This window comes from Arundinibacter roseus, from assembly GCF_004348825.1.
Classification (GTDB): Bacteria; Bacteroidota; Bacteroidia; order Cytophagales; family Spirosomataceae; genus Arundinibacter; species Arundinibacter roseus.
The window spans coordinates 18560-44608 of record NZ_SMJU01000004.1 but is presented as its reverse complement, the minus strand read 5'-3'; the positions used below and the strand labels follow the sequence as shown (position 1 = coordinate 44608).

The window sequence follows — 26049 nt, the reverse complement described above, 5'->3', positions numbered from 1 at the left end:
CCATGGCCTCTGTAAATAACCGCATTTCCCGTACATACCTGACTTCAAGCCCTGGTCAAACGATCGTGGCCATACTAGGTGTGGTTTTTGGCATCAGCATGTACGTTTTTATGACCGGCTTTATGACCGGTGTAAACAATACTCAGACGGAACTCGCATTCAGCGCCCTGGCACATGTACACATATACAATGACCGGCCGGCCGACCGGAGCAACATCATACAGGCAGTCTATCCCGATGCGGTGGTGAACATCAGTCATCCCAAAATCATAAAATACACCGATGGCATTAAAAACTCAGCGGCCATAACCGCGTTGTTGAAATCGCAGCCCGAAATAACCAGCTACACTACACAAGTGAACTTTAATGTGTTTTTTAAGAATACCGGCAACAAAATAAATGGCACTATTTCGGGGGTTGATGTTCAAAATGAAGATAAGGTCTTTAACATCAGTAAATACATGGTAAAAGGCAATTGGATCGATTTGGAGAAGCGCAGCGATGGTATTATTCTGGGCAGCGAGCTGGCCAGCAACCTCAGTGTTAGCATAGGTGACAATCTGAACATACTTACCGCTGACGGGGTGAGCAAGAATTATAAAGTAATTGGTCTGTTTGAAACGGGCGTAGCGGGTACTGATAAAATAAAGGGCTACATCAACATTAATGCCGCCCGGCAGGTGCAGGCGGCCAATGCTGCTTTTGTTACCGACATACAGATTAATATCAATGACTATAATCAGACCGAGGGCCTGGTGAACAAACTGGCGCCTATGGTTCCCTACAAGGTGGAAAGTTGGCAAATGGCCAACGAACAGCTGGTGGCGGGTTCAGAATTACGGGATATCATCGCTATTGCCGTTTCGCTGACCATTTTGCTGGTAGCGGGCTTTGGCATTTATAACATCATGAACATGACCATCAACCAGAAAATAAAGGAGATTGCCATCCTGAAGGCCATGGGTTTTTCGGGCAACGACGTAACCCAGATCTTCTTAACCGAAGCGGTGATTATCGGTATTGTTGGGGGTGTTCTGGGCATGGGTTTTGGGTTGTTGATATCGTGGGTCGTCAACCGGGTGCCATTTAAAATTGCCAATCTGGAAACACTGCCCATGACGTACGATTGGCAGGATTATGTACTGGCATTTATTTTCGGGTTGATTATTACGGTAATTGCCGGATACCTGCCGGCCCTTAAAGCATCAAAAATTGATCCCGTAGACATTATAAGAGGATAACCATGACAAACAAAATTGTTTTAAAAGCAGATAGCATCGTTAAATATTTTTACGAACCCGTAAAATTTGAAGTACTGAAAAAAGTCAGTTTCGAAGTGAAACGGGGGGAGTTTGTGGCACTCATCGGGAAATCGGGTAGTGGTAAATCCACGCTGTTGTATGTACTCTCAACCATGGATACGGATTATACGGGTACCCTCGAATTGAATAATGAAGTACTAACCAACCGAAAACAAAACGAATTGGCAGACTTCCGTAACCGAAATATTGGTTTTGTGTTCCAGTTTCATTACCTGTTACCTGAGTTTTCAGCCTTAGATAATGTAATGCTGCCGGCCCTGAAACTGAAAAAAAAAAGCAAGGAAGAGATTGAAGAAGCTGCTTACAAAAACCTGGGCCTGCTTGGTCTTCAAGAACAGGCTTTGAAAAAGGCTAACAGGCTGTCGGGAGGGCAACAACAGCGGGTGGCCATAGCTCGGGCACTGATCAACGAGCCAGCCATCATCATGGGCGACGAACCAACCGGCAATCTTGATAGTAAAAATACACAGATCGTTTTTGACATTTTCAGAGAGCTTTCCAAAGAGCGGGGCCAAACCATCATTGCCGTGACCCATGATGATGATTTTGCCGCCAATTGCGATCGGGTGATTGAAATGAGAGATGGGGTGATTATTTGAGATTTTCTCTGCTGTTTACCACCTGCTCACCACCTCGATTTCTGTTCTGGGATTTTTGTCATCCCGGGGATCAATAGCAGTGTTTTCCTGAACCGTTAATTTAATTGCCCCTTCTTCTAATGGAATTAGGAGTGCATCAAAAAGTGTGGGATATTCATTCCGCTTCCTGGACGATACAGAGGATTGGTTGAACAGGTTGGGGATATGGTTCTTTTGTACGTAGCTGATGAACCCTTCCATGAACGTATCAGTGCCATGCTGGTCAGTCACCATCTGAAGGTTGGGGAAGGTGCGAAAGAGCTCTCGGTCCGCCAGCCCGTGCAAAAACTTGTAGAAGGAACCTTTGTAACGCAGACCTTCTCCTAGGATCTGTCGTTTATCCACGACCAGAGCAAATATGCGAAAGGGAGCATCCGTTAGATCCACCAGTACCTCTCTTCTGCGGTTGTGATTACTGCCTACCTTAGCCGTCTTGATAGGACCCGTCTGAAAGTGCTTTTTCCTGACCCTTTCCAGGACTTCTTCGGCTATCGGCAGTTCTTCCCTAGGTAGAATAAGAGCTGTAACAAGGAAATGGGTGGACACTCCCTTTTTAGTAAAGTCAAGGCCGTTGTTGCCCCATTCATCTAGAAAGGCAAGACGATTTTGCATAGTCGCTGGTTGTTAGCTAAATGACAATATAAGAATTTAGGAGAAGAACCACTGTTGCTACGGTATTTATCAGTTTTTTCATAAATCGTACAACGGACAATTTATTTTAGGACGACAGCCATGCGCTTTGTGTATTAAAACGACCGAATTTTTACATAATTCAAAAACAACCTGTTCTCAATAATTTGCTTATTTATATTGTAATGTAATTAATCTAAATTCATTATATTTGATTTTATTAAGTTTCGTACATAATAATGATCAAATTAGGATACGCCCGGGTCTCTACCCAGGAACAAAACCTTGACCTTCAGCTCGACGCCCTAAAAAAAGAAGGATGCAAGCAGGTCTTTACCGATAAGGTCTCCGGAGTAAAGGCTACCAAGCCGAATTTTGAAAAATTGATGGAATATGCACGGCCTGGTGACACCATTGTCATATGGAAGCTAGACCGGCTTGGAAGAAGTACCATTAAGCTCATCGAGTTGATCGAAGAATTGAAAAATAGGGGAGTAAATCTCAAATCACTATCTGAGTCTATTGATACCAGTACAGCGACCGGTAATCTGTTTTTCCAGTTTATGTGTATTCTGGCTGAACACGAGCGCAACATAATCCGCGAGCGAACAAGGGCAGGGCTAGAATCAGCCCGAGCAAGGGGCAGATCCGGAGGAAGACCGGAAGGGTTAAGTGAGCGTTACCGAAAGATAGCTCCGGAAGTCAAAGAGGTTTATGAAAAGAATAACCGAAGCACTGATGAAATCCGCGAGATGTTCAAAATAAAAAGCCAACCTACACTTTACAAGATTTTAAAGTATAGTGGTGTTGATATTAAGGGCTTTTTGAAGAAGAGACAATAATGCCGTGGCACTTATTGTCCTTTCTTTTTATTTAACCTAATGACTAATTTTAGTCATTAGCACTTATCCTGCAATTTTCAACGATTGTATCAATTCATCAGCTATTTCCATGTGGTAAGTTAATAAAATAGGACTTCCGGGAAAATTTCCCGAAGTTTCTGCTATTAAAAGGATTTTATTTTCTTTTTCTTCAAAGCCGACAGGCTTTATGGTAGCCTTGTATCGCTCATTGGAATTGGCAATCCAACATTCTATTTCTTTTCTCCCATTGTGCGTTTTTCCTTCGTCAAACACTATGGCTGTTTCAGAAAAGCAATTTGCGTATGCGACGCTATCAAAGCTGTTTTGCGTTTCTACTAAATCGGCTACTACTTTTGGTAAGTTCATTTTTGTCTATTTTTGAGGTTGTTAAATAGTAGGAACAGTTCCACCATCAATAATATATTCTGTCCCTGTGAGGTAACTTGCTCTTGGCGAAACCAAAAAACCGACAAATTCTGCAACTTCTTTAGGCTCGGCAGGTCTTCCGAATGGTATTCCACCTAATGCATTCATAACCCCCTGTTGCGCTTCTTTTACCGTACTATTCGCATTTCTTGCAAGTTCGCCCAGCCAGATTTCCGATGCTGCCGTATTGATCCAGCCTGGCGAAACAGTTAGCACCCGCACACCCGAAGGGGCAACTCCGTTGGATAAGCTTTTACTGTAGTTTCTTAATGCTGCTTTGGCAGCTGCGTAAGGCAAAGTTGAATCGTACAAAGGCAGCTTACCCTGTATGGAAGCAATGTGAATGATAACACCACTCTTTCGATCGACCATTTGTGGTAAAAATCCTCTGTCCAGCCGAACCGGGGCAAGCAAATTGGCCTGTAGCGTTGATTCCCAATCTTCATCACTCAATACTGCAAATCCACCGGCAGGCGTTGATGACGATCCAAGATTATTTACCAGGATATCCAGCCTTCCATAAGCTGATAGCACTTCGCTTACCACCTTTTGTGATCCCTCTGCCTTACTTAAATCAGCGGAAATGAAATGCAACCTCTCGTTTTCGTCTTCCGGTGCGTTCCTTGCGGTAATAATAACGGTTGCACCAGCTTGAAAAAGCCTTTCTGCAATTGCTCTTCCGACTCCTTTTGTACCCCCGGTTACCAAAGCAATCTTGCCTGATAATTCATTGTTAAAATTAAACTGTTCCATTGTATTTATCTTTTGCTTAAATGATAGGACAAAATTGGAGTGTAAATGAAGTTTAGACAAGTACGGAAGTACGATTCATATAGGGATAAATTGATCCCCTATTGCACTAACTGATACATATACTTAATTTTGAAATATGTATGAGAGAAAAACAACACCAAACCTGAATTGCGGACTTGACCTGATAGGCGAAGTGCTTTATGGCAAATGGAAAATTCGCTTGCTGTGGTTTATTGACCAGGGGTATCAACGTCCAAGCGAACTGCAACGCAAAATCCCCGATGCTTCACGCAGGGTTTTGAATATCCAGTTGAAAGAATTGGAAGAACATGAGTTAGTAACTAGAAAAATATATCCCGTCGTACCGCCGAAAGTAGAATACAGCCTCACTGATTTTGGTAAGACGTTAATTCCCGTGATTGCCACATTGGGGCAATGGGGCGATGAGCACGAAGACCGCTTGCGGGATGTGATTTTGAAACAAAATGTAGGTTCTGATTTAGAGGTACCCCTAATTATTTAATCTGTATATCGGATATGTTCAAAAAGTATGTGTTTACCTAAATAGTAAGGTAAAGTCGTAACTGGTTTTAGCACCAATTCGAACGGGGCAACATGTTCCTTCCGTATTACTTTCTCTTTTATTATAGCTATAATCCTTGTATTTATTAGAAAAGGCAATGCTACGATTAAAAGAAATACCTACTGTGACACCATCAAAATCTTTGGATACATCAAAAACAAGCTGATAATTACCTTCCTTATCTGTATATGTTTCACCTAAATTAACACTAGGTCTAGCAAATCCAGTCGAGGACACAAAAATCAATACGCTATCGACAGGCTGTTGCGCCTCGTCGATCACTCGACCCGTGACGGTAGTGACGCGCTTGCCAGGGCCACCAAGCTGGCACTCAGTAAGGCATAGTATAATCAGGGAAATATAAAAAGTAAGCAATAAGCCCTGGGTCTGTTTCAATTTCATACTGGGTGGATTTTAGAAACTTTGTAAATGTAAAAAATTGGTAACTTATAAAAGGTAATCTTATCGAAAATTTGGTACCAGATTTTTCTCATTCCTGAGCTCAGATTTTCTGTCCTTCCCTACCCCGTTTCCTACATTGATATTCGTACACTACCTAGTGTACGATAGCCATGAATTTAGAGGAAGTAGCCCGCCTGAGGCTCGAAATCCTGGGTGACGAAGCCCAAAAGACCGTTCAGGGCCTGGAATCAGGCCTAAAAGATGTCAACTCCGAGCTCCGCCTTATGGAGCTCAATGGGGAGAAAGGCTCCGATGCCTGGAAAGAACTCAAAAAGGTTCAGGCAGATGTAAAGGATGAAATTAAAGACCTTACCAAAGCCCTTGACATCAATGATGCCTCCTGGCGAGAGCTTTCCAGCCTTAGTAAGCAGCTGGGTCGAGATCTTGCCAATCTGAAAATCGGCTCGGAAGAATGGGTCGATAAGCTTAAAGAGATTGCTCAGGTTGAAGACCGTATGAAAGACGTGCGGTCTGAAATGCGTAAGATCAAGGACGAAGGGGAAGACCAAAAAGGCTTCTGGGACACTTTCAAGGGCACATTCTTCGGAGCCTTTGCCGCCGACATGCTCATGCAGGCGGGTCAGGCAATCTGGGATTTTGGCAAAAAAGCCATCCAAACTGCCGCCGAATACTCCGATTCTTTTGCGGATATTCAAAAAACCACCGGTCAAACCAACGCCGAAGTACGCGAGCTCAACGAACAGCTTCAAGGCATCAATACCCGAACCGCTCAGCTCGACCTTTTGAATATTGCTCAGGTGGGTGGACAAATCGGCATTGCGAAGGAGGAGATGTTTGGCTTCGTCGATGCGATCGACAAAGCGGTAGTTGCCCTGGGCGATGAATTCAGCGGGGGTGCTGAGCAGGTAGCCAAAGAAATGGGTGTGCTGGCTAACTTGTTCAAAGAAACCAAAGATTTAGAAGCAGGAGAAGCCATTCTCCGGATCGGCTCCGCAGTAAATGAACTTGGCGCTGCGGGCCTGGCCACCGGTCCCTATTTATCAGATTTCACGGCTCGACTCGGAGCATTAGGTGATTTAGCTCCGAAAGTTACTGAGTCGCTTGCCTTCGGTTCCATCTTCGAGGAGCTGGGCTTAACCTCCGAAATCGCCGCGTCCGGATTAACCAAGGTGCTGACCGTTGGAGCTACCGAATCGGAGAAATTTGCCCGGGGCATGAACCTTGCCAAGAGTGAGGTAGAGAATCTGATCAATACCAATCCGAATGAATTTATCCTGAAACTTGCCGAAAGCTTTGAGGGACTATCAACCACTGACGTAGCAGCCAAAATGAAAGATCTTGGACTGAACTCTCAGGAAGCGATCAAGGTGATGGGCGTTCTGGCTGAAAACACGGATCTGGTCCGCGAAAAGCAAGAGCTTTCAAGCAAAGCCTTTCAGGAAGCTACGTCCCTCACCGATGAATTCAACATCAAGAATGACACGCTGGCGGCCAAACTTGATAAAGCGGACAAGGCTATTGAGGAAATAAGCTTTGGCCTTGGTGATGGGCTCTCCCCCATTGTCGGCCGGGTCGTCGATGGCTTCATGGGTTTTCTAACCGTCATGGAGGACGTCATACTTGGTACCATTCCGATTCTGGATGTATTTGTCAGCCTTGGTGAAGTGCTTTTCAGTACGGTTGGCTCCATTTTTCAGACTGTTGGTGCATTCCTGGGTCTGAAATCAGAAGGCATGAGTACCATTTCCGTCATGGAAGGCCTGGCCATTGTTTTCAAACTAATAGGTACCGTACTTGGCGGCGGACTGGCCATCATTCAGGCGGTCATGGATGGGTTACGTGGATTAGCCAACATGGATTTCACAGACCTGACCACCAATCTGGAAGCTAATTTTAAGCGCATAGGTTCCATGTGGGAAACCAGCCAGAAGGACATTGAAAAATCTTCGGAAAAGACCCAGACGACGATCACCAAAAATTCGACCAAAGCAGAAACGGATATTACCAAAGGGGTAATCAAAGAAGTAGATACCAGGGCAGCCTATTCCTCCAATGCTTCCAAAAAAACTGCCGATGATCGGGTAAAGGCCAATGAGGATGCCTTGAAAAACATTGCCAAACTGGAAGTAACGGCAATAGCTGATGATTTGAAAAGGAATATTGCCAATGAAAATGCCAAGTACGCCGAAGAGAAAAAGCGTATCGAGAAGTCAAAGGCGGACGCCGGACTGAAAGCCAAATGGCTGGAGGCACTCGAAAAAGAGCATACCGCCAAAATTGAGAAAATCAATGGCGATTTTCGGACAAAGAAAGAAAAGGCTGATCAGCAAACGGCTCAGAAGATTGACGCCATGGAAGCCAAATATCAGACCGATGATCTGAAAAGAAAGATTGCCTCCATTGAAGCTTCGGCCAAAAAAGATCTGGAAGAAGCCCAAAAGCTGGTGAAGGATAAGGATCAACTGGCCAAACTGGAAGTTGCCATTAATACGAAAAAGGAACAGGATATTGCCGCTACCCGCGACAAGTTCCGGAAGGAAACGGAAGTCAAAGAAAAAGCGGCACGTGATCTTAAACTGAAAGAAGAAAAATCGCTTTTTGATTCGGAATTTAAAGCTTTTCAGGCCAAGACCGAAGCACAGCTGGCCAATACCAGGGAAGGATCCAACGCGCAATTGCAGGTAAAGATCAACTCCCTGACGCAGGAGTACGAGTATCGAAAGCGGAAGCTGTTGATGGAAGCCGCGGACGAAAAGGCTCGGCTGGCCGAAAGTATCAAAGATTCGGATGCCAGGGCAGCCGCCATTAAAAATATTGACGATCGGCTGACATCGCAGTTAAAAACCAATGATGCCAATCTGCAGGCAGAAAAGACCAGGCTCCTGGCTGAACAGCACCAGAACCGGCTAACCAATACCACGCAGTTCTTTAATGCTCTGGAAGGTTTAGCCAAGGGCGATTTTAATTCTTTCACAAATTTTCTGTTACAAAAAGTCTCGAACGAGCAGGCAGCCAACCAAACCAGGCTGAGAGACTTTGCCACGAAAGGGGCTGAAACGCTGGAAATAGCCGGCCAGGTGGTGCAGGGTATGCAGCAGCTGAACCAGGCATTTCTTGAATCTCAGCTGAGAAAGATTGAGCGTGAAAAAAACTCTCAACTGGCCAGCTGGGAGGAGCAGTACAAATCAGGCAAAATTTCCAAAATCGAATACCAGGTAGGCGTTGACCGGATCAATGCTCAAGCCGCTGAGAAGGAACGAGCCGAAAAACTGAAAGCCTGGAAACGCGATCAGGCCATGCAAATCGGGATGGCCATCATTAATGCGGCAGCAGCTGCACTCAAATCCCTGGCTACCATGGGCTGGCCACTGGGGCTTATCGGCGTGGCCGCTTCCGCCGTGACTGCGGGGATCCAGATTGCCATGATCAAAAAACAGCAGCCACCCAGTTTTGCAGATGGTGGTACGCTCCCTGGGAAAAAATATGTTCGTAATGCCGGTGTTCCGGAAGGTCCGGGACATGGATCCAGTTACGGAAAATCGGGTATCGCTTTGGTCAGACGCGATACCCAACAGGAAGTAGGTGAAATGGAAGGGGATGAACCAATTATGATCCTGTCCCGAAATACCTATAAGAACAACCGAGGGACGATTGACAAATTATTGCACAGCTCGTTGCACCGAAATGGCGCTCCCATCTTTGCCCGGGATGGAGCCTGGCTTGGTGAAGCTCCTATTGAGCCGCTAAGCTATGGTCAGAGCTACCTGTTTGGAAGCAAGAAAAAGAAAAAAGCCTACGATGCCCAGATGCAGGCCCAATATGATGCGGATCAGGCCGCCAAGAATGGTACAACTGCCAGTGGATATGAAGACTATGCCTACGAGGACTATAATTATGACGATGGAGGCGCCGGTGGCGATTATGGGGATTATGGAGACTATGGTGGTAGCGCCGACTATGGAGATGCCAGTGCCACCAATGCGACCACGAGCGCCCAAATCAGGGAAAGTCAGCTGATGATGGAGAATATTGCCAAAAACACCGCTCAAACAGTTGGTGCGATCAAGGAGCTGGCCGGCAAAATTGATCAATCCAATTCCCTTTTGAACGACATACGAAACAAGCCGACCGGCCCGAGCCTGCATGAAATTCAGGGTGCCGTGGCGTCGGCCACCGCAAATTCTGCTAAATCTGACCTCTAATCGAATTTTATCAATGCTTCAAATACGAATAAATGGCCACCGGCTGGATCTGAATCCACAGCAAACCATTGTGCTGGAACGCTACAATCCGATTTTTGATTTTGATGTAGTACGTGGATCCAAGGTTCTGGACTTCATGGTTCCTTTCAGTACGGTGAATGACAGGATTTTTGGCTACGCCCGGCTGCCTCAGGTACGATTCACAAATGAGGTTTTTTTCTGCGAAAAGTATGAAGGATCAGAACTCCTGGAACGTGGCTACGTTTATCTTTTGGGAGTTTCTGAAACCGGATATTCCATTTCGTACAGTCAAAATCTGGGTGAAATATTCGGAGATTACCAGCGAACGCCACTCAATCAAATTGATTTGGGGGAAGAATCCATTCCGGAAGAATTCACAGCGGCTGCAAATCACCTTACTGATGCTTACTGTTTGCCGGTCATCTCTAATCCGGCATTTTATGGTACCACCCTCCCACCCGATTTTGCTGGCACTATAAATACTTTTGAAACTGGCTCGTACGTGGCCAATACTCCGAAAGTCCCGATGCTGTTTTTGCGGTGGGTCTTCAAGCAGATTGAGATTCTATGTAATTTCAAGATCAAGGGTCAGTTTGTGGATGATCCGATCATGCAGCGCCTGATTCTTGTCAATACTTTCTCAATGGATTCTGCCACGGTCATTAATTACAGCAATCACCTTCCGGAGCTGACGATTCCTGACCTTTTGAAAGAGTTGCGGAAGCTTTTTAACCTGGCTTTGTTTTTCGATGTACGAAACAGGATCCTGACGATTCAGTATGTAGACAATTTGATTCAACAGGAGCCAATGTTAGACTGGTCCCGAAAGTTTGCACCGGTGGCCACGCGCGCACCAGAAAGCGCCCGGCGCCTGGAACTGGACTGGGAAGTGGATAGCAATGACGGACGAATGAAAGTGCGGCCGGAAGATTTTCAGCTGTATCAATCATCTGGCGACTCAGCACTTTTTGCCATTAAATCCAAATTCAGTACCCTCGACATCGACCCGATCAGTGGCCGGCCGGTGATGGAGCAGCCGGGGATCAGTCCGATCAACAACCAAATGAATAACAAATTTGCGCCCAGGCTCCTATTCTGGAAGGGAGTCATTGAAGGTGAACCAACGGCTGGAAACGTAGAAGGTGAGTATCGACTTGCCTGGCACGGATCTTCAAATTTGGCAGCAACCTTTTGGTCGGAGTATGAAAGTTTCCGAGCCTGGACAGATAGGCGACTGCTCTACGGTGATCTGACGTCATCGGACGTGGCCAGGATCGATCTGCACCGAACGGCCGGCGAACCAATGAAAGTCTATATTCAAGGCAGAAATTATCTCATTGGAGCGCAGCGGATTGGTCTGCCCCTGAGAGGGCTTTCGGAAGTGGAGCTTTGGGGGGTGTAGAAAACATAAAGTAAAATGTTACATGCCCGCTTCAAAAATTAAAGCGGGCATGTTTATTAAGCAGCACTAATTTTAGGTCGCTCTGTTTGTTTTTTGAATGCATTAATAATTCCAACTTCGTCTGGTCTGACATACACATCCAAATCCGTGGCTGACAATCGGCCTAACATAGTTATAAGCCTTTCCTTATCCATTGCGAGTTCGTTCAATATATGATAGCAGAAGCTATTCCGGCCGTGCTTCACACTCAGCTTATCATAAATCTGATTGCTAACTGGTAAATTTTGGTTAATGTGAGCTACACACAGTTTTAAATAGCCATTAAGGTCTTTATTGGTCATGGTGGGCAATAAATTCCACCCTCCATACTTGGAAATAATTGGATCAACGAGATTAGCAAATTGATGCACAGGGACTTTTGCTTCAACTTCTGTTTTTTGTCGGGGCTTATAAATCCAAATTTTCCCGTCCATGCCATTCCGCAAGTGCTGATCAGGGTTACGAATAACTTGCATTAGATCCTGATAATGAAATCCTGTACGGCAATAAATCACAAAGAGATCAGCAGCCATTTGGCAAGATGGACTTATAAAGTTATGAGTAGACCAAAATAATAATTGCTCGTTGTTCAGATAAATTGGCTTCTTTTTCTTTTCATGCTTTATTGCATAATCCTTAAGCGGATCAAAATCCAGCATTTTTTTCTTTTTTGACCAAGTTACTACTTGCTTGACTACTCGTGATGTCTTGACCTGGTAGCTTTCCTCATAATGCTTTGACTTCATCCAGCTGAGATAGCGAGCCATCAATCCTTCATCAATATCTTCGATGATAACCTCTCTTCTGTGAATTGAGAATAAAAAATTTCCAAATAGATTTCGGACATTTCGGAGAGTTTTAAATGACGACTCTGCATGACTTGGGTCTGCTTTATATTCTTTTAGGAAAAGAGAGAATGCGGCCATGAAGGTAAATTGAGTATCAGAACGTAAAAACTCTTGTTTAACCCGATCAGCGGTAATTGCCTTTTTTTTCCTTAACAACTCATTATAAATCCCTAGAAGCAGGGACTTGATATTATTGAGTTGTTCATTTTTAAAGGTACTTTGAGGATCAGAATGCAAGATCTCCTGTCGCTCTTGATCCCAATAATCTGTAAAGGTTCGAATTGATGTCGAGCCGAGCTCAGCACGACGGCCAAAAATAGTTACCCTAAGATACAAAGTACATGTTCCTTTTCTTTTTTGTGTGGCAGTGGAATGACGCCAGAATAGAATCTCCATTCGTCTTGGTTGCATTAAAGAGGCTTTTATGGTTATGAAAGCCCCGAAATAAATACTTCATCGGTTATATATTTCTAATTTTTAGGTAGTGCCACCTCGGTATTTTAGTGCCACCGAATATGCAGAAACGTATGGAGATAGTTGCGAAAAATGGCGAAAGGACATAAAAAAAGCCACTTAACAGTGGCTTAATTGGTTCTTCATACAGTTTTGTGGAGAATATCGGATTCGAACCGATGACCTCTTGCATGCCATGCAAGCGCTCTAGCCAACTGAGCTAATCCCCCCCTGGGAACTCCCATTTGGTGTTTTTGAATGGGAGTGCAAAGATGTAGGGCAGAAATGTCAAACGCAACTTTTCTCATCTTTTTTTTCAAAAAAAATGATTGATCTTTTTTTCAGGTTATAATTTGCCCAGCAAGCGCTTTTTTATAGATATTTACGTTCTATTATAAGGCGCTTATCATTCTGGTAACCGCTTAATCAATTTTCTTAACCTCAAATATGAAACAAAAAGGTAAAGTTCGTTTTGTCAACAAAAATAAAAACCAGTTCTTCCCCACTCTCAAAAAACGTGTAGACGACTATTTTACTGAACAAAACCTCTCCAAACATGCGGATAGCAGCATGGTTTTAAAAACAGTTGTCTTGCTGTGTTCTTACATTTTACCCTTCATTTTCATCCTGTTATTTAATCCACCTTTCGCAATCAGCCTTGTTTTATGGCTTGTCATGGGTCTTGGCATTGGCGGAATCGGTATGAGTATCATGCATGATGCCAACCACGGGGCGTACTCATCCAACCCAAAAGTGAATGATTGGCTGGGCTATACGCTCAATTTAGCCGGTGGATCTGTTTTAAACTGGAAACTGCAACACAATGTCCTGCACCACATGTACACCAACGTGGTTCCTATGGATGAAGATATACAGGATCGATTGGTTGTTCGCTTGTCACCTCATACAAAAGTTCGGGCAATTCACCGTTTTCAGTGGATATACGCCTTCTTCTTTTATGGAATCCTTACCCTGTATTGGGTTGTTTTGAAAGACTTTGTTCAATTTGTTACGTTTACCAAGTCGGGAGTAAATACTCAAACACGCAAGGAAAACATCCTGATGCTGCTCAAACTCATCGTAATGAAGATTATCTATTTTGTGATCTTCTTCTATGTTCCGGTTGCTCTTTTTTCAATTCCGTTCAGCGAAATTCTTGCCGGATTTTTATTGATGCACTTTACTGCCGGGTTGGTTTTGACCGTTATTTTTCAACTGGCACATACTGTCGAGGGAACAGCGCATCCGCTTGCCAACGAAGCGGGGGTAATCGAAAATGACTGGGCGATTCATCAGTTGCAGACTACTGTTAATTTCTCACGTGAAAACAAATGGCTTTCATGGTATGTAGGTGGACTTAATTTTCAGGTAGAGCACCATTTATTCCCCCGAATTTGCCATGTGCATTACCCGGCTATTGCTCCAATTGTGAAGCAAACCGCCGAAGAGTTTGGATTGGTATATATGGAGAACGAAACTTTTGGCAGCGCTCTCCAATCCCATATCAATACGCTTCAACGGTTTGGTCACCTACCCGACTGGAACGAGGCGATTGGATAATGGTCAGTCTCGTTTCCCGAGCAACTTTACAAATCCAAATATAACAAGGCCGATTACCAGAATAACCATGATGGCGCCGGTCCACATGCCGCCCTTAAAGATTCCTCCGATGATATCGCAACTGGTAAGTGTAAAAGTCAGGAGTAAAATGATGAGGTAATTGGCCAAAGATCTCATAGAAATAGCTTTAAGTGAAAATTATTTCAAATAGCTTAAAAAACTATTCCAGAAGAGAGCATTTACTAATCAAAGTCTACCGGAATCAGCGCTTTGGTATCATATTGAAGCAAAAGTTCAAAAAGTTTCACCGTAGCGGCGGCATCTCCCGAAGCCCTATGCCGGTCTTCCAGTTTAATATTCAAGCTTTGACAAATATTTCCCAGGCTATATGATTTATAGCCTGGGAAAATTTTTCTACTCAGCCGTACCGTACACAGCTGATCCCGTGTATAGAATTCGTCCAGCCAGGAAAATTCCTTCTTAATAAAATTATAGTCAAAGCTCACATTATGTGCCACAAACCAGGCATCTTTCGTGATTTGACGCACCGAATCAGCAATTTCCGAAAATACCGGAGCATCTTTTACCAACTGATTATCGATACCCGTCAAGCGGGTAATAAACGGCGGAATGTAGGTTTGGGGATTTACCAGCGAATGAAAAGTGTCAATGACCTGCCGCCCATCGTGTCTGAAAACGGCAATTTCGGTAATGCGTGTTGGGCCATTTACTCCGCCCGTCGTTTCTATATCAACTATTGCGTACATCGGTATCTGAAAAGAAGGGTTCTGGACTATTGGTTCTTAAAAAACGAAGCCAGAAATTTCTTGCAAGAAAACAAAAAATCCTCGTTCATGAACGAGGATTTTTTGTTTTAATCTGATAATTCGGGAAGCATTGAAACTAATATTAATCCAGATAAAAGGTGATTGGCATCGTAAAACGCACCGCAACCGGCCTTCCTGCCTGCCGACCGGGTCGCCAATCGGGCATCCGCTGAATAACGCGAATTGCTTCTTCATCACACCCAAAGCCAATTCCTTTGACGGTACGGGCATTTTTTACTTTGCCGTCTGCTCCCACCGTAAATTCCACAAATACTTTTCCTTCGATGCCTGCACGGGCTGCTCGACCGGGATAAGTCAGATTTTTTTGTAAATAACGAACTAGCTCTTCCTGCCCACCCAAAAATTCTGGTTGCTGTTCTGCAAACAATAGCTCTTTTTCTTCTTCGGGAGCAATTTCAACCACCGAAGGCCGCTGTACAATTTCAGCTGGCGGAATCCTCAGTTCGGTAAATACTTCTTCTCCGTCCTGCGTCTCGGTACCAATCTGTGACTGACCAATCGCCTCTACCGTTGGCGGCACCTGTTCTTCGGGCACTAGCCCATCCGACAAGATAAGCGGAGGCAAAAATCGAATGGTCTTTACATTTTTTGGAGCAGCGGCCTGATCAGCTACCGGTGGTTTTGGTTTACTTTCGGGTTTAATAGTCAATGGACTAAACTCTACTTCAAAACCAATTTCATCCGGCGAAGGGTCGGTGTTTAGCCGTGCATACAATTGCGGAAGCATGAAAATCAACAAAAAAATCCCGACGCCAATCAGCGTTGCCCGCTGAACATGCCCGCCGTAATCTTTCCGAAGAGCATAAGCTCCGTACGACTTATTCCGATTTTCAAACACAATATCCGTCAGCGAATCATGAATAGCTAACAGATTTTTCCTTTCCAGATTTAGCCGTTTCAGCGTTTCGGAATCAACCTTTTGCTGAATCGAATCAAGCACTTCCTCCAATGACTCTCCGTCCCACATTCGCTCTTCGGCTTCACACGACAAATGATCCAGTAATTCTGGCAGCAAGGTTTCACTCAGCCCGCTTTTTTCAAGAAAACGGTGCAATTCGGCAATGCGTTGATTGTTGAGACGTTTCATGAGTCATTAAGGTTTAAGGTGGTCAGCCCCGTTCCGGCGCAAGCCCGGGAGGAGAAAGTAACAATTTCATGGCTTCCATAAATCGTTCCAGGTCGTTGGTTTTGGTACGTGCGGTTTCGCTGCCCTGCGTAGTCAGCGTATAGTATTTCCGCATGCGACCATCCACCGGCTCCGACTCCGTGGAAAGAAGTCCTTCCTGTTCTAATTTGTGCAAAACAGGATACAATGCACCAAACGTAAGCAGAATTTCTCCTTTAGTGCGATCTTTCACTTCCTGCGTAATTTCGTAACCGTACATGCGGCCACGCTCTGCCAGGAGATTCAACACAATGGTTTTCAGGGTTCCCCGAACATATTCATTACTGGTATTTGCGCTATTTTCCATACATAAAATCAGCCCTTTGGGGCATTTATTCAACAATCAATTCATAAAAAATTAAACCGTAGCATTCTCATTTCCCACACGCTTTACTCCACATAATTCTTCGTTGTTTATGCTCATTTGACAAATTGCCTGAGACAAATATATATAAGTTTTTTATATATAAAAATCATTTCCTCAAAAAAACTTTGCTTCCAAATTCTACACAGAATTGAGCTACAAAATCACTTTCAAGGCTGTCGCCGAGGCTTACTCCTTAATCGATCCACTCAATCCTCATCGAGTGGAATTGATCGATTGATCCGTTCTTCCAAAGATATAAATGTTTCCGTTCGTTGGATACCTTTAACCTTCTGAATTTTATCGTGCAGAACTTCCCGTAAATGTCCCGTATCGCGACAAACGATTTTGGCAAAAATGCTGTAAATACCTGTGGTGTAATGAATATTTACAACCTCCGGGATCTTTTCAAGGTCTGCCGCTACTTCATCGTACAGCGAGCTTTTATCAAGATATACCCCCAAAAAGGCACTTATATCCCATCCAAGTTTGGCTGGATCAATCAGAAGTTGCGAGCCTTTGACAATTCCCATTTGCTCCATTTTTTTCATTCGAACATGCACTGTACCTCCCGAAACGAACACTCTTTTTCCAATTTCGGTGTAGGGCAAACTGGCATTTTCCATCAAAAGGGACAAAATACGCAGGTCAGTATTATCAATTTCTAAATTTTTATTCATTTTCGGCCTTCAATTTGAATATCGTCTAATCATTGGGTACAAAAATTGAAAATTATCTAAATTTTATAAAATTTTTATGCAAATATTTTAATAATCTGGATTAGACCTGTACTTTTGTAGAGTCAATTCGCTGAAACAATCCAATTAAACAGGCAACTGACAATGTTTTTTCTCAAATTGTAGGATGATGAAACTGGCAGCCATGCCCTCCTGTCTCGGGGGTGGTGATTCCGGGATAAACGTGATATAATGCCGACCCTTGTCGACTGGGGTTGACCACCAAGTCTTTGTATCGCAGCTAACCGCACCGTGGGTGGTTCGACTCCCCCTCCTACAGCAAATAAAAATTGACGCGCGACAATTTTCGCAGTAGTTTTATTTGGTTTTTAGTTTGTTGATGAAGTGTAATTTGACACGCGGGTTCGTTTTGAAACCTGCGTGTTTTCATTTTTAGGCCTTTCCAACGCATTCCTTTCGGTTTTCTGGTTATCTTGCCACCTTTGCCTACCTTTATCTTTGTCCTTTTATGATCCAAAACGACGCAACCGTTTTAGGTATTTTATTGCTCGTGCTTGGGCTTGTTTTTTATACAGCCTCCCTGCCAACTCCTGCCTGGGTGCGTTTTTACAAAGTAATTCCGCCCCTGCTCCTTTGTTATTTTTTGCCCGGCCTGCTCAACACTTTTGGCATAATCAACGGGAGTGAATCCAGTCTTTATCCGGTCGTTTCCCGCTATTTATTACCTGCCTGTCTCGTCTTTTTCACCCTGGGCATGGACTGGAAATCACTGATAAAACTTGGTCCACCGGCCATCATTATGATGCTTGCAGGTACCGTAGGTGTTGTTTTAGGTGGTCCCGTAGCCCTTTGGATCGTGAGTATAGTACATCCGGAAACCGTGCTCGGCGAAGGTCCGGAAGCCGTTTGGCGGGGCTTGGCGACTATCGCAGGTAGCTGGATTGGCGGAGGGGCAAATCAGACGGCATTGAAAGAAATTTTTCAACCCAGCGACCGCCTTTTTTCTCAGGTCGTGGCCGTAGATGTACTGGTTGCTGAGCTTTGGATGGCTATATTGATTTATGGAGCGGGCTACGCTGCACGAATAGACAGCCTTTTGCGGGCACAAAGCACTCAAATTCAGGAAGTACAGGAAAGACTCGAAACAATTGAACTGGAAAATCAGCGGATTCCGGCTACACGAGATCTGATTTTTCTGGGTGCTATCGGCTTTGGCGCCACAGGTCTCGCCCATTTTCTTGCCGATTGGATCGTTCCTTACCTTTCAACCAACTTTCCTGAACTTGAAAAATACAGTCTAACTTCCACATTCTTCTGGATTGTTGCCCTGGTTACTTTTATGGGACTGGCACTTTCTTTTACTCCAATTCGTAAGCTGGAATATGCTGGTGCGTCAAAAATTGGCAGTGTTTTTCTATATCTTTTGGTAGCCACCATCGGCATGCAAATGGACTTAAAAGCGGTGGCCGAAAATCCGGGCTTATTTGCCATCGGGCTCATTTGGATGCTGATTCATGCTATATGTGTACTTGGAGTGGCCAGAATCCTGCAAATCCCATTCTTTTTTGCCGCTGTGGGCAGTCAGGCCAATGTCGGCGGTTCGGCTTCGGCACCCGTGGTGGCAGCGGCCTTTCATCCGTCGCTTGCGCCGGTGGGCGTACTGCTTTCTATTTTGGGATATGCCCTCGGTACCTACGCCGGGTATCTGACCGCCCTGCTCATGCAGTGGGTAAGCGGGTGGTAAATCGAGTCTCAGTCCAAAGTACCTTATGTAAGTTAAAGTCTAATCGTGTATGTTTGTAAAAAAATTCGGGATAAAAAAAGAAGGATTTTTTTTTCTGGACGAACATTTGAAAATTTATACATGAAACACATTCGCAATTTTTGCATCATTGCCCACATTGACCACGGAAAAAGTACGTTGGCTGACCGGCTATTGGAGTTTACCAATACTGTAACCAAACGTGAAATGCAGGAACAACTCCTGGATAATATGGATCTTGAACGCGAGCGCGGTATTACGATTAAAAGCCACGCGATTCAGATGGATTACCTCTATGAAAATGAACTGTATACCCTCAATTTAATTGACACTCCCGGTCACGTTGACTTTTCGTACGAGGTGTCAAGATCTATTGCTGCCTGCGAAGGCGCACTTCTACTGGTAGATGCTGCACAGGGAATTGAAGCTCAAACGATTTCTAATCTTTATCTGGCTATTAATCACGATTTGGTGATTATTCCGGTACTTAATAAAATTGACCTTCCCGGTGCTATGCCGGAGGAAGTGACCGATCAGATTGTAGAACTAATTGGGTGTGATGCCGATGAGGTAATTCACGCAAGTGGTAAAGAAGGAATTGGCGTAGAAGCCATTTTACACGCAATTATCAACCGGATTCCGGCACCTGTGGGCGATCCTGCCGCACCGCTTCAGGCGCTCATTTTCGATTCTGTTTTTAATTCCTATCGTGGAATTGAGGTTATTTTCCGAATCAAAAACGGAAGTATCCGGAAAGGCGATAAAGTAAAATTTATGGCTACGGGCAAAGAATATACGGCTGACGAAATTGGCACGCTGCGCCTGCAACAGCAACCCAAAGATGTGATTGAATGTGGCGATGTGGGGTATTTGATTTCGGGCATCAAAGTAGCGCGTGAGGTCAAAGTGGGCGATACCTTTACGCATATTCATCGGCCTTCAACGGTGATGATTAAAGGTTTTGAGGAAGTAAAACCAATGGTTTTTGCCGGAATTTATCCCGTAGATACGAGCGAATACGAAGAGCTTCGGGATGCCATGGAAAAGCTGCAGCTCAACGATGCCGCACTTGTATGGGAGCCCGAAACGTCGGCTGCGCTCGGGTTTGGTTTCCGTTGCGGATTTCTTGGAATGCTGCACATGGAAATTGTGCAGGAACGTCTGGAACGCGAATTTGACATGACGGTTATTACGACTGTGCCCTCGGTTCAGTTTACGGTAATGACCACCAAAGGAGAAGTTTTGAAAGTCAGTGCGCCTTCCGAAATGCCGGAGCCCAATCTGATCGATTCCATTGAAGAGCCATTTATTAATGCTCAGATCATTTCCAAATCTGAATATGTGGGAGCCATTATGACGCTGTGCATGGACAAGCGGGGAATGTTGAAAAATCAGATTTACCTGACTTCGGATCGTGTAGAACTGCAATTTTCGCTTCCCTTGGCCGAAGTTGTTTTCGACTTTTTTGATAAACTGAAAACCATTTCAAGAGGTTACGCTTCGCTGGATTACGAATTGAGCAACTACGTAGAATCGGACATGGTAAAGCTCGACATCATGCTGAATGGCGACCGTGTAGATGCACTTTCGGCCATTGTGCACCGTACCAAAGCCTATGAGTGGGGCAAAAAACTATGTGAAAAACTCCGCGAGTTGATACCCCGGCAAATGTTTGAAATTGCGATTCAGGCAGCTATCGGTCAGAAAGTCATTGCCCGCGAAACCGTAAAAGCCATGCGGAAAGATGTATTGGCCAAGTGCTACGGTGGAGATATTTCCCGAAAACGTAAGCTTCTGGAAAAACAGAAAAAAGGAAAGAAAAGAATGCGTCAGGTTGGAAATGTAGAGATTCCGCAAGAAGCCTTTATGGCGGTTTTGAAGATCAACTAATCCCCCTGATTCTATACTCTCCCGTCCCATATTTTGCTACTAACAAAGGCAGTTGAATATGGGACGGAACCACAACAAGTAAAGATAAGCCCTCATCTTCTGCATTTGTCAATCACTATCTATGTAGCTGAAAGTCAATACATACTTTTCAGAAACAACCAACATTGTCCCGAATAAAGCCAATTTTTCCAGCCAAATGACCTGACCTGTCATCCTTTTGTTGTATTTTTGGCTAACTAATGTAAAATTTCCTACGATCAAACACCCTACTGAATTCATATGGCAGAAGTTATTCGAATGCCCAAAATGAGCGACACCATGGAAGAAGGTGTTATTGCTGAATGGCATAAAAAAGTGGGCGACGAAATTAAGTCCGGGGATATCCTGGCCGAAGTCGAAACTGACAAAGCGACCATGGATATGGAAGCATATCAGGAAGGGACCCTCTTGTATATTGGTGTAGAAAAAGGCGATGCCGTGCCCGTGGATGGCATTATGGCCATTGTTGGAAACCCTGGCGAAGATTATAAATCCTTGCTTGAAAATGGATCCAATGATGCTCCGGCAGCCGAAGCACCGGTGGTTGAAGAAGCAGCTCCCGCCAAAGAGCCGGCCAAGCCTGCAGCCAAAGCCCCTAAGCCTGCCGCCTCTACCGAAAAAATCAATGCTACGGTCATTCGAATGCCCAAAATGAGTGATACCATGGAAGAGGGCGTTCTGGTATCCTGGCAAAAGAAAATTGGCGACAAAGTGGCATCCGGCGATATTCTGGCTGAGGTTGAAACCGACAAAGCCACTATGGAATTGGAAGCTTATGAGGAAGGTACACTTCTGTTTACCGGAATTGAAGAAGGCGAATCAGTTCCTGTTAACGGAATAATCGCCGTCATCGGTGAAGAAGGCGCTAATTTTAAGGCACTCATTGACCGGGAAAATGGTGAAGAAACTTCGGATGACGAACCCGCAGAAATCGAAACCGTTACCCCCGAAACAGAGGCGAAAAGTCAGGAAACTGTACATGCAGAAGATTCTGGCGATCGGATTAAGGCTTCACCTTTGGCAAGACGTTTAGCCGAAGAAAAAGGTATTGACCTTTCTTCTGTTGAAGGATCAGGCGACAATGGACGCATCGTGAAACGCGATGTCGATGAATTTAAACCTGCCGCCAAAGCTGCATCGCCTGCTCCCGAACCAGCCAAAACAGCTCCTGCACCCGCCAAAGCACCGGAAGCTGCACCTGCGGGTAATTATGAAGACCTGCCCGTGTCGCAAATGCGTAAAACCATCGCTCGCCGTTTGAGCGATAGCCTGTTTACGGCTCCGCATTTTTACCTGACTATGGAAATCAACATGGATAAGGCAATGGCCCTGCGTCCCACGCTGAACGCGGTCAGCCCCGCCAAGATTTCCTTTAATGATATGGTGATCAAGGCTTGTGCCCTGGCACTTCGTCAGCATCCGGCTGTTAATTCAGCGTGGCTTGGTGATAAAATTCGTCGGTACGATTATGTAAATATCGGAGTAGCCGTGGCCGTAGAAGATGGCTTACTGGTACCTGTGGTGCGTGATGCTGACAAAAAAACACTTTCGGTTATCTCAGGCGAAGTAAAAGAGTACGCTGGCAAAGCCAAAGACAAAAAACTGCAACCTAAGGACTGGGAAGGCAATACTTTCTCTATTTCTAACTTAGGTATGTTTGGAATTGATGAATTTACGGCGATAATCAACCCGCCCGATGCCTGTATTCTGGCAGTAGGCACCATCAAACAGGTAGCTGCATTCAAAGAAGATGGTTCGGTATATCCGGTTAATATCATGAAAGTGACGCTATCCTGCGATCACCGTGTGGTAGATGGTGCTACGGGCTCGTCGTTCCTGCAAACTGTGAAAAAATTGCTTGAAGAACCGATGAGTATGTTGGTGTAATTTCTTAGTATTGAATAAATTTATTGAAAGGGAGAAACTGTTGATTTCAGTTTCTCCCTTTTTTTGTGCAATGTACTTTTAAGTAAACCTTTAAAAACTTAACTCGTAGTTTCATGAACCGTCTCGACCGCCTGACTGCCTTACTCATCCACCTCCAATCCAAGCGGATTGTCAAAGCACAGGAAATAGCTGACCGGTTTGAGGTAAGTCTGCGGACGGTCTATCGAGACATCCGAACCCTGGAACTTGCCGGAGTGCCGCTATTGGGTGAAGCGGGAGTGGGTTACTCACTCGTAACGGGCTACCGTTTGCCACCGGTACATTTTACCAGAGGAGAAGCGTTGTCGTTTGTCACAGCCGGCAAGCTTGTTCAGGCATTAACAGATGAAACTACCAAAACTGCTTTTCAATCAGCCCTTTATAAAATTAAGGCTGTTTTGCCCGCCACTGAAAAAGAGCTGGTGGAGACTGTAAGCAGTCATATTGAAGTTTTGGACAACCCATATTTACCACAAAAAAGAAATCAAAATCTAAACATAGAACGGATTCTGAACAGCATTACCCGCAAGCAAGTCATTCAGCTATCCTACATTTCTGCTGCAAACACCGAAGTCAGTTTCCGTATAGTGGAGCCCGTCGGAATTTACTCGCGCGGTCCTTATTGGTACCTTATCGCCTTTTGCCGTCTACGAAACGCCTACCGCAATTTCCGCATTGATCGCGTGCAATCACTGGAAAGTTTATCTGACCATTTTTCTACGACACATCCTTCGCTTCACAGTTTTATTGAAGAAACCTCCCGTGAAAAAGTACTTCATAAAGTGATTTTACGCATAGACAAATCTGCGGTACACTACCTCGGCGATCAGCACTTTTATCATGGTTTTGTTTCTCAGGATGAAATCGGCAATCAGTTGCAAATGACTTTCCTGACCGAATCTCTGAATGGATTGGCGCATTGGTTTTTACTTTTGGGAGAAGTAGCCGATATAATTGAGCCGGTAGAAATCAAAACGTTGGTACAGCAAAAACTCGATTTAGTCAAAAACAGACTTTATTCAAAAGATTCAAAACCCTGCTGACATAGGGCTGTCACAAGTGTACTTGATCTTTGCTGAACAACTAAACCAACGTTTCAACCATGATTTCATTCATCGAAACATTTCAACGAGAGTTAGCTGACGAAAGCAAAGAAACCCGACGGATGCTTGCTATTGTACCTGCCGACAAAATGGACTGGCAACCTCATCCGAAAAGCATGACCTTAAAGGCTCTTGCCACCCATTTGGCCGAAATCCCGATTATGATTACGGTAGCACTGGAACAGGACAAATGGGATTTTGCAGAGGAACCTTACAATCCTTATGATTTCCCAACTGCGGAGGCTCTGCTCGCCCGTTTTGACGAATGTATCGAAAAGGCCGAAAATGCCCTGGCACATGCATCCGACGATAATTTACGTGACAACTGGAAGCTATGTTCCGGCGAGCAGGTTTTTATGGAAGTAGAACGATGGGAGGCTGTGCGTCATGCTTTTGGTCAAAATGCGCATCATCGCGCTCAATTGGGTGTTTTTCTTCGCTTACTTGATATTCCAATTCCGGGACCTTATGGACCAAGTGCCGACGAAATGGCACTTTATGAGATGTAAGTGACAAAAACGTAAAATCCTGTGGAGAACAAAAAGCTAGTTTTGTTTTCCACAGGATTTTTATACGTCAAATCAATATAATCGTCTCTTAATGCCCCGCCCCTACTACGGGCATTACCAAATTTTCAACAGGCCGCTCAAAACGGATCAGTAGCGTAGACAACGAGGCAAGTATCAATAAAACTCCGGCCAATAAAATAGCGTTGATCGGGTCATTACCGAGCCAGGACGTGTAGTACATCGGAATCGTGAAGGTTTCGATCAGCATCGGGATCACGATAAACATGTTAAAAATTCCCATATAAACTCCCGTGCGATCTTTGGGAATACTGCTCGCCAGCATAATGTACGGATTGCCCATCATACTTGCCCATGACACCCCCATGCCGATCATGGGAATGAAAAGTAAGTTTTGGTTTTTGATATATGGAATACTTAATAAACCAATTCCGGCAAGTAACAAACATAGACTGTGCAGATATTTTGGGCTGTATTTTCGTGCGAGCCAGGCTAATCCAAACGCTGATACGAAAGCTATGGCATTATAAAAAGCACCTAACGGACCAACCAAAAGCTCGGCCTTGCGAAACAGCGGACTTTCTGCGTCAACGGTATTATAGAGCGATTTTGACAGACATTTGGCGATGTATTGCCAATAAATAAACATTGCGTACCAGCTAAAAAGCATCATCGGCCCCATGAGTTTCATTGTGCGGGGCATATCCCGTATAGCTTCACCGATTTCAGCAAAAGTAGAGCCCACTCCTTTGGGCGATTGCCGAATCTTTTGCTTTTCCTCTTCTGTCAACGGAATCTCTTTGGTAGTTTTCAGAGTCCATAAAATGGAACCAATCGACACTACCGCCCCGATCATGAAAGCAATAAAAGTTGTGGTTGGAATTCTGCCAATTTTACCTTCTTCACTAAAAGCCAGAAAGTTAATTAATAAAAAAGGCGTTAGATAGGAAAGCGTTTGCCCCAGGCCGGTAAATGCACTTTGGGTCAAAAAACCAAGCGAATGTTGTTTTGGATCAAGCTTGTCGCTGACAAACGCCCGGTAGGGTTCCTGCGTTACGTTATTGGCCGAATCCAGAATCCAGAGAATACTTGCAGCCATCCAAACGCTGCTACTGAATGGCATGGCGAAAAGTGCCAGGCTACAAAAAATAGCGCCAAGCAGGAAATAAGGCGTACGCCGTCCCCATTTGGTAATGGTTTTATCGCTCACTGCACCGATGATCGGCTGAACAATCAGACCCGTCATCGGGCCAGCTAACCACAAAAGTGGCAAACTGCTTTCTTCCGCTCCCAGGTACGAATAAATCGGGCTCATGTTAGCCTGCTGCAATCCAAAGCTGTATTGCAGGCCAAAGAATCCGAAATTCATGTTGATGATTTGAGAAAAGTTTAAATGAGGTTTTACTAGTGACATAAACACAGGAGGATTAAGAGATTAATGTAGCATAGGTTAATTGACAATTTGGGCTAAAAATAAGTAAAAATAAAGTTTAAATTATCCCACTACTGAGGTAAAAAGCTTTTCTCCTCTCTCAATTTCCATGTTTATTTCTATTGCCAGGAA

The 26049-nt window shown here is 44.5% G+C and carries 23 protein-coding genes and 1 tRNA gene; 12 read left to right on the top strand and 12 right to left on the bottom strand.

Features of this window, described 5'->3' with window-relative positions:
* Positions 1 to 2 precede the first annotated feature (2 nt).
* Both EZE20_RS06595 and EZE20_RS06590 read left to right on the top strand, forming a co-directional pair.
* Positions 3 to 1241 (top strand): ABC transporter permease, encoded by a 1239-nt coding sequence (locus tag EZE20_RS06595; RefSeq protein ID WP_132115791.1) that lies wholly within the window; start codon positions 3 to 5, stop codon positions 1239 to 1241.
* 2 nt (positions 1242 to 1243) lie between these two features.
* Complete coding sequence (locus EZE20_RS06590; protein WP_132115789.1) at positions 1244 to 1921, top strand: ABC transporter ATP-binding protein; 678 nt, start codon at positions 1244 to 1246, stop codon at positions 1919 to 1921.
* A gap of 15 nt (positions 1922 to 1936) precedes the next feature.
* On the opposite strand, the gene EZE20_RS06585 is transcribed toward EZE20_RS06590, so the two are convergent.
* Positions 1937 to 2572 (bottom strand): DUF3800 domain-containing protein, encoded by a 636-nt coding sequence (locus tag EZE20_RS06585; RefSeq protein WP_132115787.1) that lies wholly within the window; start codon positions 2570 to 2572, stop codon positions 1937 to 1939.
* Positions 2573 to 2829: 257 nt separating this feature from the next.
* On the opposite strand from EZE20_RS06585, the gene EZE20_RS06580 reads away from it, so the two are divergent.
* On the top strand, positions 2830 to 3432 hold the full coding sequence (locus EZE20_RS06580; protein ID WP_132115785.1) for a recombinase family protein: 603 nt from the start codon (positions 2830 to 2832) through the stop codon (positions 3430 to 3432).
* 63 nt (positions 3433 to 3495) lie between these two features.
* Here EZE20_RS06580 and EZE20_RS06575 read toward each other — a convergent pair whose 3' ends face one another.
* Positions 3496 to 3819, bottom strand: a complete 324-nt coding sequence (locus tag EZE20_RS06575) for a cupin domain-containing protein (RefSeq protein WP_132115782.1) — start codon at positions 3817 to 3819, stop codon at positions 3496 to 3498.
* Between the two features lie 21 nt (positions 3820 to 3840).
* Positions 3841 to 4632 carry an SDR family oxidoreductase gene (locus EZE20_RS06570; protein ID WP_132115780.1) on the bottom strand — a complete coding sequence of 264 codons (792 nt, stop codon included), beginning with the start codon at positions 4630 to 4632 and terminating at the stop codon, positions 3841 to 3843.
* Positions 4633 to 4768: 136 nt separating this feature from the next.
* On the opposite strand from EZE20_RS06570, the gene EZE20_RS06565 reads away from it, so the two are divergent.
* Complete coding sequence (locus EZE20_RS06565) at positions 4769 to 5155, top strand: winged helix-turn-helix transcriptional regulator (RefSeq protein ID WP_132115778.1); 387 nt, start codon at positions 4769 to 4771, stop codon at positions 5153 to 5155.
* Positions 5156 to 5188: 33 nt separating this feature from the next.
* Here EZE20_RS06565 and EZE20_RS06560 read toward each other — a convergent pair whose 3' ends face one another.
* On the bottom strand, positions 5189 to 5617 hold the full coding sequence (locus EZE20_RS06560; RefSeq protein ID WP_132115776.1) for a peptidase associated/transthyretin-like domain-containing protein: 429 nt from the start codon (positions 5615 to 5617) through the stop codon (positions 5189 to 5191).
* 170 nt (positions 5618 to 5787) lie between these two features.
* Here EZE20_RS06560 and EZE20_RS06555 point away from each other — a divergent pair, with 170 nt between their 5' ends.
* Together EZE20_RS06555 and EZE20_RS06550 are read left to right on the top strand one after the other, a co-directional pair.
* On the top strand, positions 5788 to 9840 hold the full coding sequence (locus EZE20_RS06555; RefSeq protein ID WP_132115774.1) for a phage tail tape measure protein: 4053 nt from the start codon (positions 5788 to 5790) through the stop codon (positions 9838 to 9840).
* 13 nt (positions 9841 to 9853) lie between these two features.
* Positions 9854 to 11263: a hypothetical protein gene (locus EZE20_RS06550; protein WP_132115772.1), complete on the top strand. Its 1410-nt coding sequence runs from the start codon at positions 9854 to 9856 to the stop codon at positions 11261 to 11263.
* Between the two features lie 56 nt (positions 11264 to 11319).
* On the opposite strand, the gene EZE20_RS06545 is transcribed toward EZE20_RS06550, so the two are convergent.
* On the bottom strand, positions 11320 to 12546 hold the full coding sequence (locus tag EZE20_RS06545; RefSeq protein WP_165933425.1) for a phage integrase SAM-like domain-containing protein: 1227 nt from the start codon (positions 12544 to 12546) through the stop codon (positions 11320 to 11322).
* A 213-nt stretch (positions 12547 to 12759) separates the two neighbouring features.
* Positions 12760 to 12833: transfer RNA gene (locus EZE20_RS06540), tRNA-Ala, on the bottom strand.
* 217 nt (positions 12834 to 13050) lie between these two features.
* Here EZE20_RS06540 and EZE20_RS06535 point away from each other — a divergent pair.
* On the top strand, positions 13051 to 14163 hold the full coding sequence (locus EZE20_RS06535; protein WP_132115768.1) for a fatty acid desaturase family protein: 1113 nt from the start codon (positions 13051 to 13053) through the stop codon (positions 14161 to 14163).
* Positions 14164 to 14166: 3 nt separating this feature from the next.
* On the opposite strand, the gene EZE20_RS23975 is transcribed toward EZE20_RS06535, so the two are convergent.
* The 5 genes from EZE20_RS23975 to EZE20_RS06515 all read right to left on the bottom strand — a co-directional run bounded on the left by EZE20_RS23975 (position 14167) and on the right by EZE20_RS06515 (position 17220).
* Positions 14167 to 14340 (bottom strand): hypothetical protein, encoded by a 174-nt coding sequence (locus EZE20_RS23975; protein WP_165933424.1) that lies wholly within the window; start codon positions 14338 to 14340, stop codon positions 14167 to 14169.
* 65 nt (positions 14341 to 14405) lie between these two features.
* The gene (locus tag EZE20_RS06530) at positions 14406 to 14930 is read right to left on the bottom strand and encodes a 3'-5' exonuclease (RefSeq protein ID WP_132115766.1); all 525 of its coding nucleotides are present in this window, start codon (positions 14928 to 14930) and stop codon (positions 14406 to 14408) included.
* Between the two features lie 142 nt (positions 14931 to 15072).
* A complete protein-coding gene (locus EZE20_RS06525; protein ID WP_132115764.1) occupies positions 15073 to 16098 on the bottom strand; it encodes an energy transducer TonB in 1026 nt (341 codons plus the stop codon).
* A 22-nt stretch (positions 16099 to 16120) separates the two neighbouring features.
* On the bottom strand, positions 16121 to 16483 hold the full coding sequence (locus EZE20_RS06520; protein ID WP_132115762.1) for a PadR family transcriptional regulator: 363 nt from the start codon (positions 16481 to 16483) through the stop codon (positions 16121 to 16123).
* Positions 16484 to 16749: 266 nt separating this feature from the next.
* On the bottom strand, positions 16750 to 17220 hold the full coding sequence (locus EZE20_RS06515; protein ID WP_132115760.1) for an Lrp/AsnC ligand binding domain-containing protein: 471 nt from the start codon (positions 17218 to 17220) through the stop codon (positions 16750 to 16752).
* Between the two features lie 526 nt (positions 17221 to 17746).
* Between EZE20_RS06515 and EZE20_RS06510 the strand changes: the two genes are divergently transcribed.
* The 5 genes from EZE20_RS06510 (at position 17747) to EZE20_RS06490 (ending at position 24467) form a co-directional block, all read left to right on the top strand.
* Complete coding sequence (locus EZE20_RS06510) at positions 17747 to 18982, top strand: DUF819 family protein (protein ID WP_132115758.1); 1236 nt, start codon at positions 17747 to 17749, stop codon at positions 18980 to 18982.
* A gap of 120 nt (positions 18983 to 19102) precedes the next feature.
* Positions 19103 to 20890, top strand: coding sequence for a translation elongation factor 4 (gene lepA, locus EZE20_RS06505; protein ID WP_132115756.1), 1788 nt, complete (start codon positions 19103 to 19105; stop codon positions 20888 to 20890).
* Between the two features lie 279 nt (positions 20891 to 21169).
* Positions 21170 to 22816 (top strand): pyruvate dehydrogenase complex dihydrolipoamide acetyltransferase, encoded by a 1647-nt coding sequence (locus tag EZE20_RS06500; RefSeq protein WP_132115754.1) that lies wholly within the window; start codon positions 21170 to 21172, stop codon positions 22814 to 22816.
* A gap of 113 nt (positions 22817 to 22929) precedes the next feature.
* The gene (locus EZE20_RS06495; protein WP_132115752.1) at positions 22930 to 23898 is read left to right on the top strand and encodes a helix-turn-helix transcriptional regulator; all 969 of its coding nucleotides are present in this window, start codon (positions 22930 to 22932) and stop codon (positions 23896 to 23898) included.
* 59 nt (positions 23899 to 23957) lie between these two features.
* A complete protein-coding gene (locus EZE20_RS06490) occupies positions 23958 to 24467 on the top strand; it encodes a DinB family protein (protein WP_228713606.1) in 510 nt (169 codons plus the stop codon).
* A gap of 88 nt (positions 24468 to 24555) precedes the next feature.
* Here EZE20_RS06490 and EZE20_RS06485 read toward each other — a convergent pair whose 3' ends face one another.
* Positions 24556 to 25854, bottom strand: a complete 1299-nt coding sequence (locus tag EZE20_RS06485; RefSeq protein WP_228713604.1) for an MFS transporter — start codon at positions 25852 to 25854, stop codon at positions 24556 to 24558.
* Positions 25855 to 26049: the final 195 nt, after the last annotated feature.

Excerpts from the sequence above, each read along its gene's own strand:
- EZE20_RS06585 (WP_132115787.1), bottom strand. The coding sequence starts at position 2,572 with ATGCAAAATCGTCTTGCCTTTCTAGATGAATGGGGCAACAACGGCCTT.
- EZE20_RS06550 (WP_132115772.1), top strand. The coding sequence starts at position 9,854 with ATGCTTCAAATACGAATAAATGGCCACCGGCTGGATCTGAATCCACAG.
- EZE20_RS06560 (WP_132115776.1), bottom strand. The coding sequence starts at position 5,617 with ATGAAATTGAAACAGACCCAGGGCTTATTGCTTACTTTTTATATTTCC.
- EZE20_RS06545 (WP_165933425.1), bottom strand. The coding sequence starts at position 12,546 with ATGGAGATTCTATTCTGGCGTCATTCCACTGCCACACAAAAAAGAAAA.
- EZE20_RS06535 (WP_132115768.1), top strand. The coding sequence starts at position 13,051 with ATGAAACAAAAAGGTAAAGTTCGTTTTGTCAACAAAAATAAAAACCAG.
- EZE20_RS06590 (WP_132115789.1), top strand. The coding sequence starts at position 1,244 with ATGACAAACAAAATTGTTTTAAAAGCAGATAGCATCGTTAAATATTTT.
- EZE20_RS06575 (WP_132115782.1), bottom strand. The coding sequence starts at position 3,819 with ATGAACTTACCAAAAGTAGTAGCCGATTTAGTAGAAACGCAAAACAGC.
- lepA (WP_132115756.1), top strand. The coding sequence starts at position 19,103 with ATGAAACACATTCGCAATTTTTGCATCATTGCCCACATTGACCACGGA.
- EZE20_RS06530 (WP_132115766.1), bottom strand. The coding sequence starts at position 14,930 with ATGTACGCAATAGTTGATATAGAAACGACGGGCGGAGTAAATGGCCCA.
- EZE20_RS06500 (WP_132115754.1), top strand. The coding sequence starts at position 21,170 with ATGGCAGAAGTTATTCGAATGCCCAAAATGAGCGACACCATGGAAGAA.
- EZE20_RS06525 (WP_132115764.1), bottom strand. The coding sequence starts at position 16,098 with ATGAAACGTCTCAACAATCAACGCATTGCCGAATTGCACCGTTTTCTT.
- EZE20_RS06515 (WP_132115760.1), bottom strand. The coding sequence starts at position 17,220 with ATGAATAAAAATTTAGAAATTGATAATACTGACCTGCGTATTTTGTCC.
- EZE20_RS23975 (WP_165933424.1), bottom strand. The coding sequence starts at position 14,340 with ATGAGATCTTTGGCCAATTACCTCATCATTTTACTCCTGACTTTTACA.
- EZE20_RS06565 (WP_132115778.1), top strand. The coding sequence starts at position 4,769 with ATGTATGAGAGAAAAACAACACCAAACCTGAATTGCGGACTTGACCTG.
- EZE20_RS06580 (WP_132115785.1), top strand. The coding sequence starts at position 2,830 with ATGATCAAATTAGGATACGCCCGGGTCTCTACCCAGGAACAAAACCTT.
- EZE20_RS06570 (WP_132115780.1), bottom strand. The coding sequence starts at position 4,632 with ATGGAACAGTTTAATTTTAACAATGAATTATCAGGCAAGATTGCTTTG.
- EZE20_RS06485 (WP_228713604.1), bottom strand. The coding sequence starts at position 25,854 with ATGAATTTCGGATTCTTTGGCCTGCAATACAGCTTTGGATTGCAGCAG.
- EZE20_RS06490 (WP_228713606.1), top strand. The coding sequence starts at position 23,958 with ATGATTTCATTCATCGAAACATTTCAACGAGAGTTAGCTGACGAAAGC.
- EZE20_RS06555 (WP_132115774.1), top strand. The coding sequence starts at position 5,788 with ATGAATTTAGAGGAAGTAGCCCGCCTGAGGCTCGAAATCCTGGGTGAC.
- EZE20_RS06495 (WP_132115752.1), top strand. The coding sequence starts at position 22,930 with ATGAACCGTCTCGACCGCCTGACTGCCTTACTCATCCACCTCCAATCC.
- EZE20_RS06510 (WP_132115758.1), top strand. The coding sequence starts at position 17,747 with ATGATCCAAAACGACGCAACCGTTTTAGGTATTTTATTGCTCGTGCTT.
- EZE20_RS06520 (WP_132115762.1), bottom strand. The coding sequence starts at position 16,483 with ATGGAAAATAGCGCAAATACCAGTAATGAATATGTTCGGGGAACCCTG.
- EZE20_RS06595 (WP_132115791.1), top strand. The coding sequence starts at position 3 with ATGGCCTCTGTAAATAACCGCATTTCCCGTACATACCTGACTTCAAGC.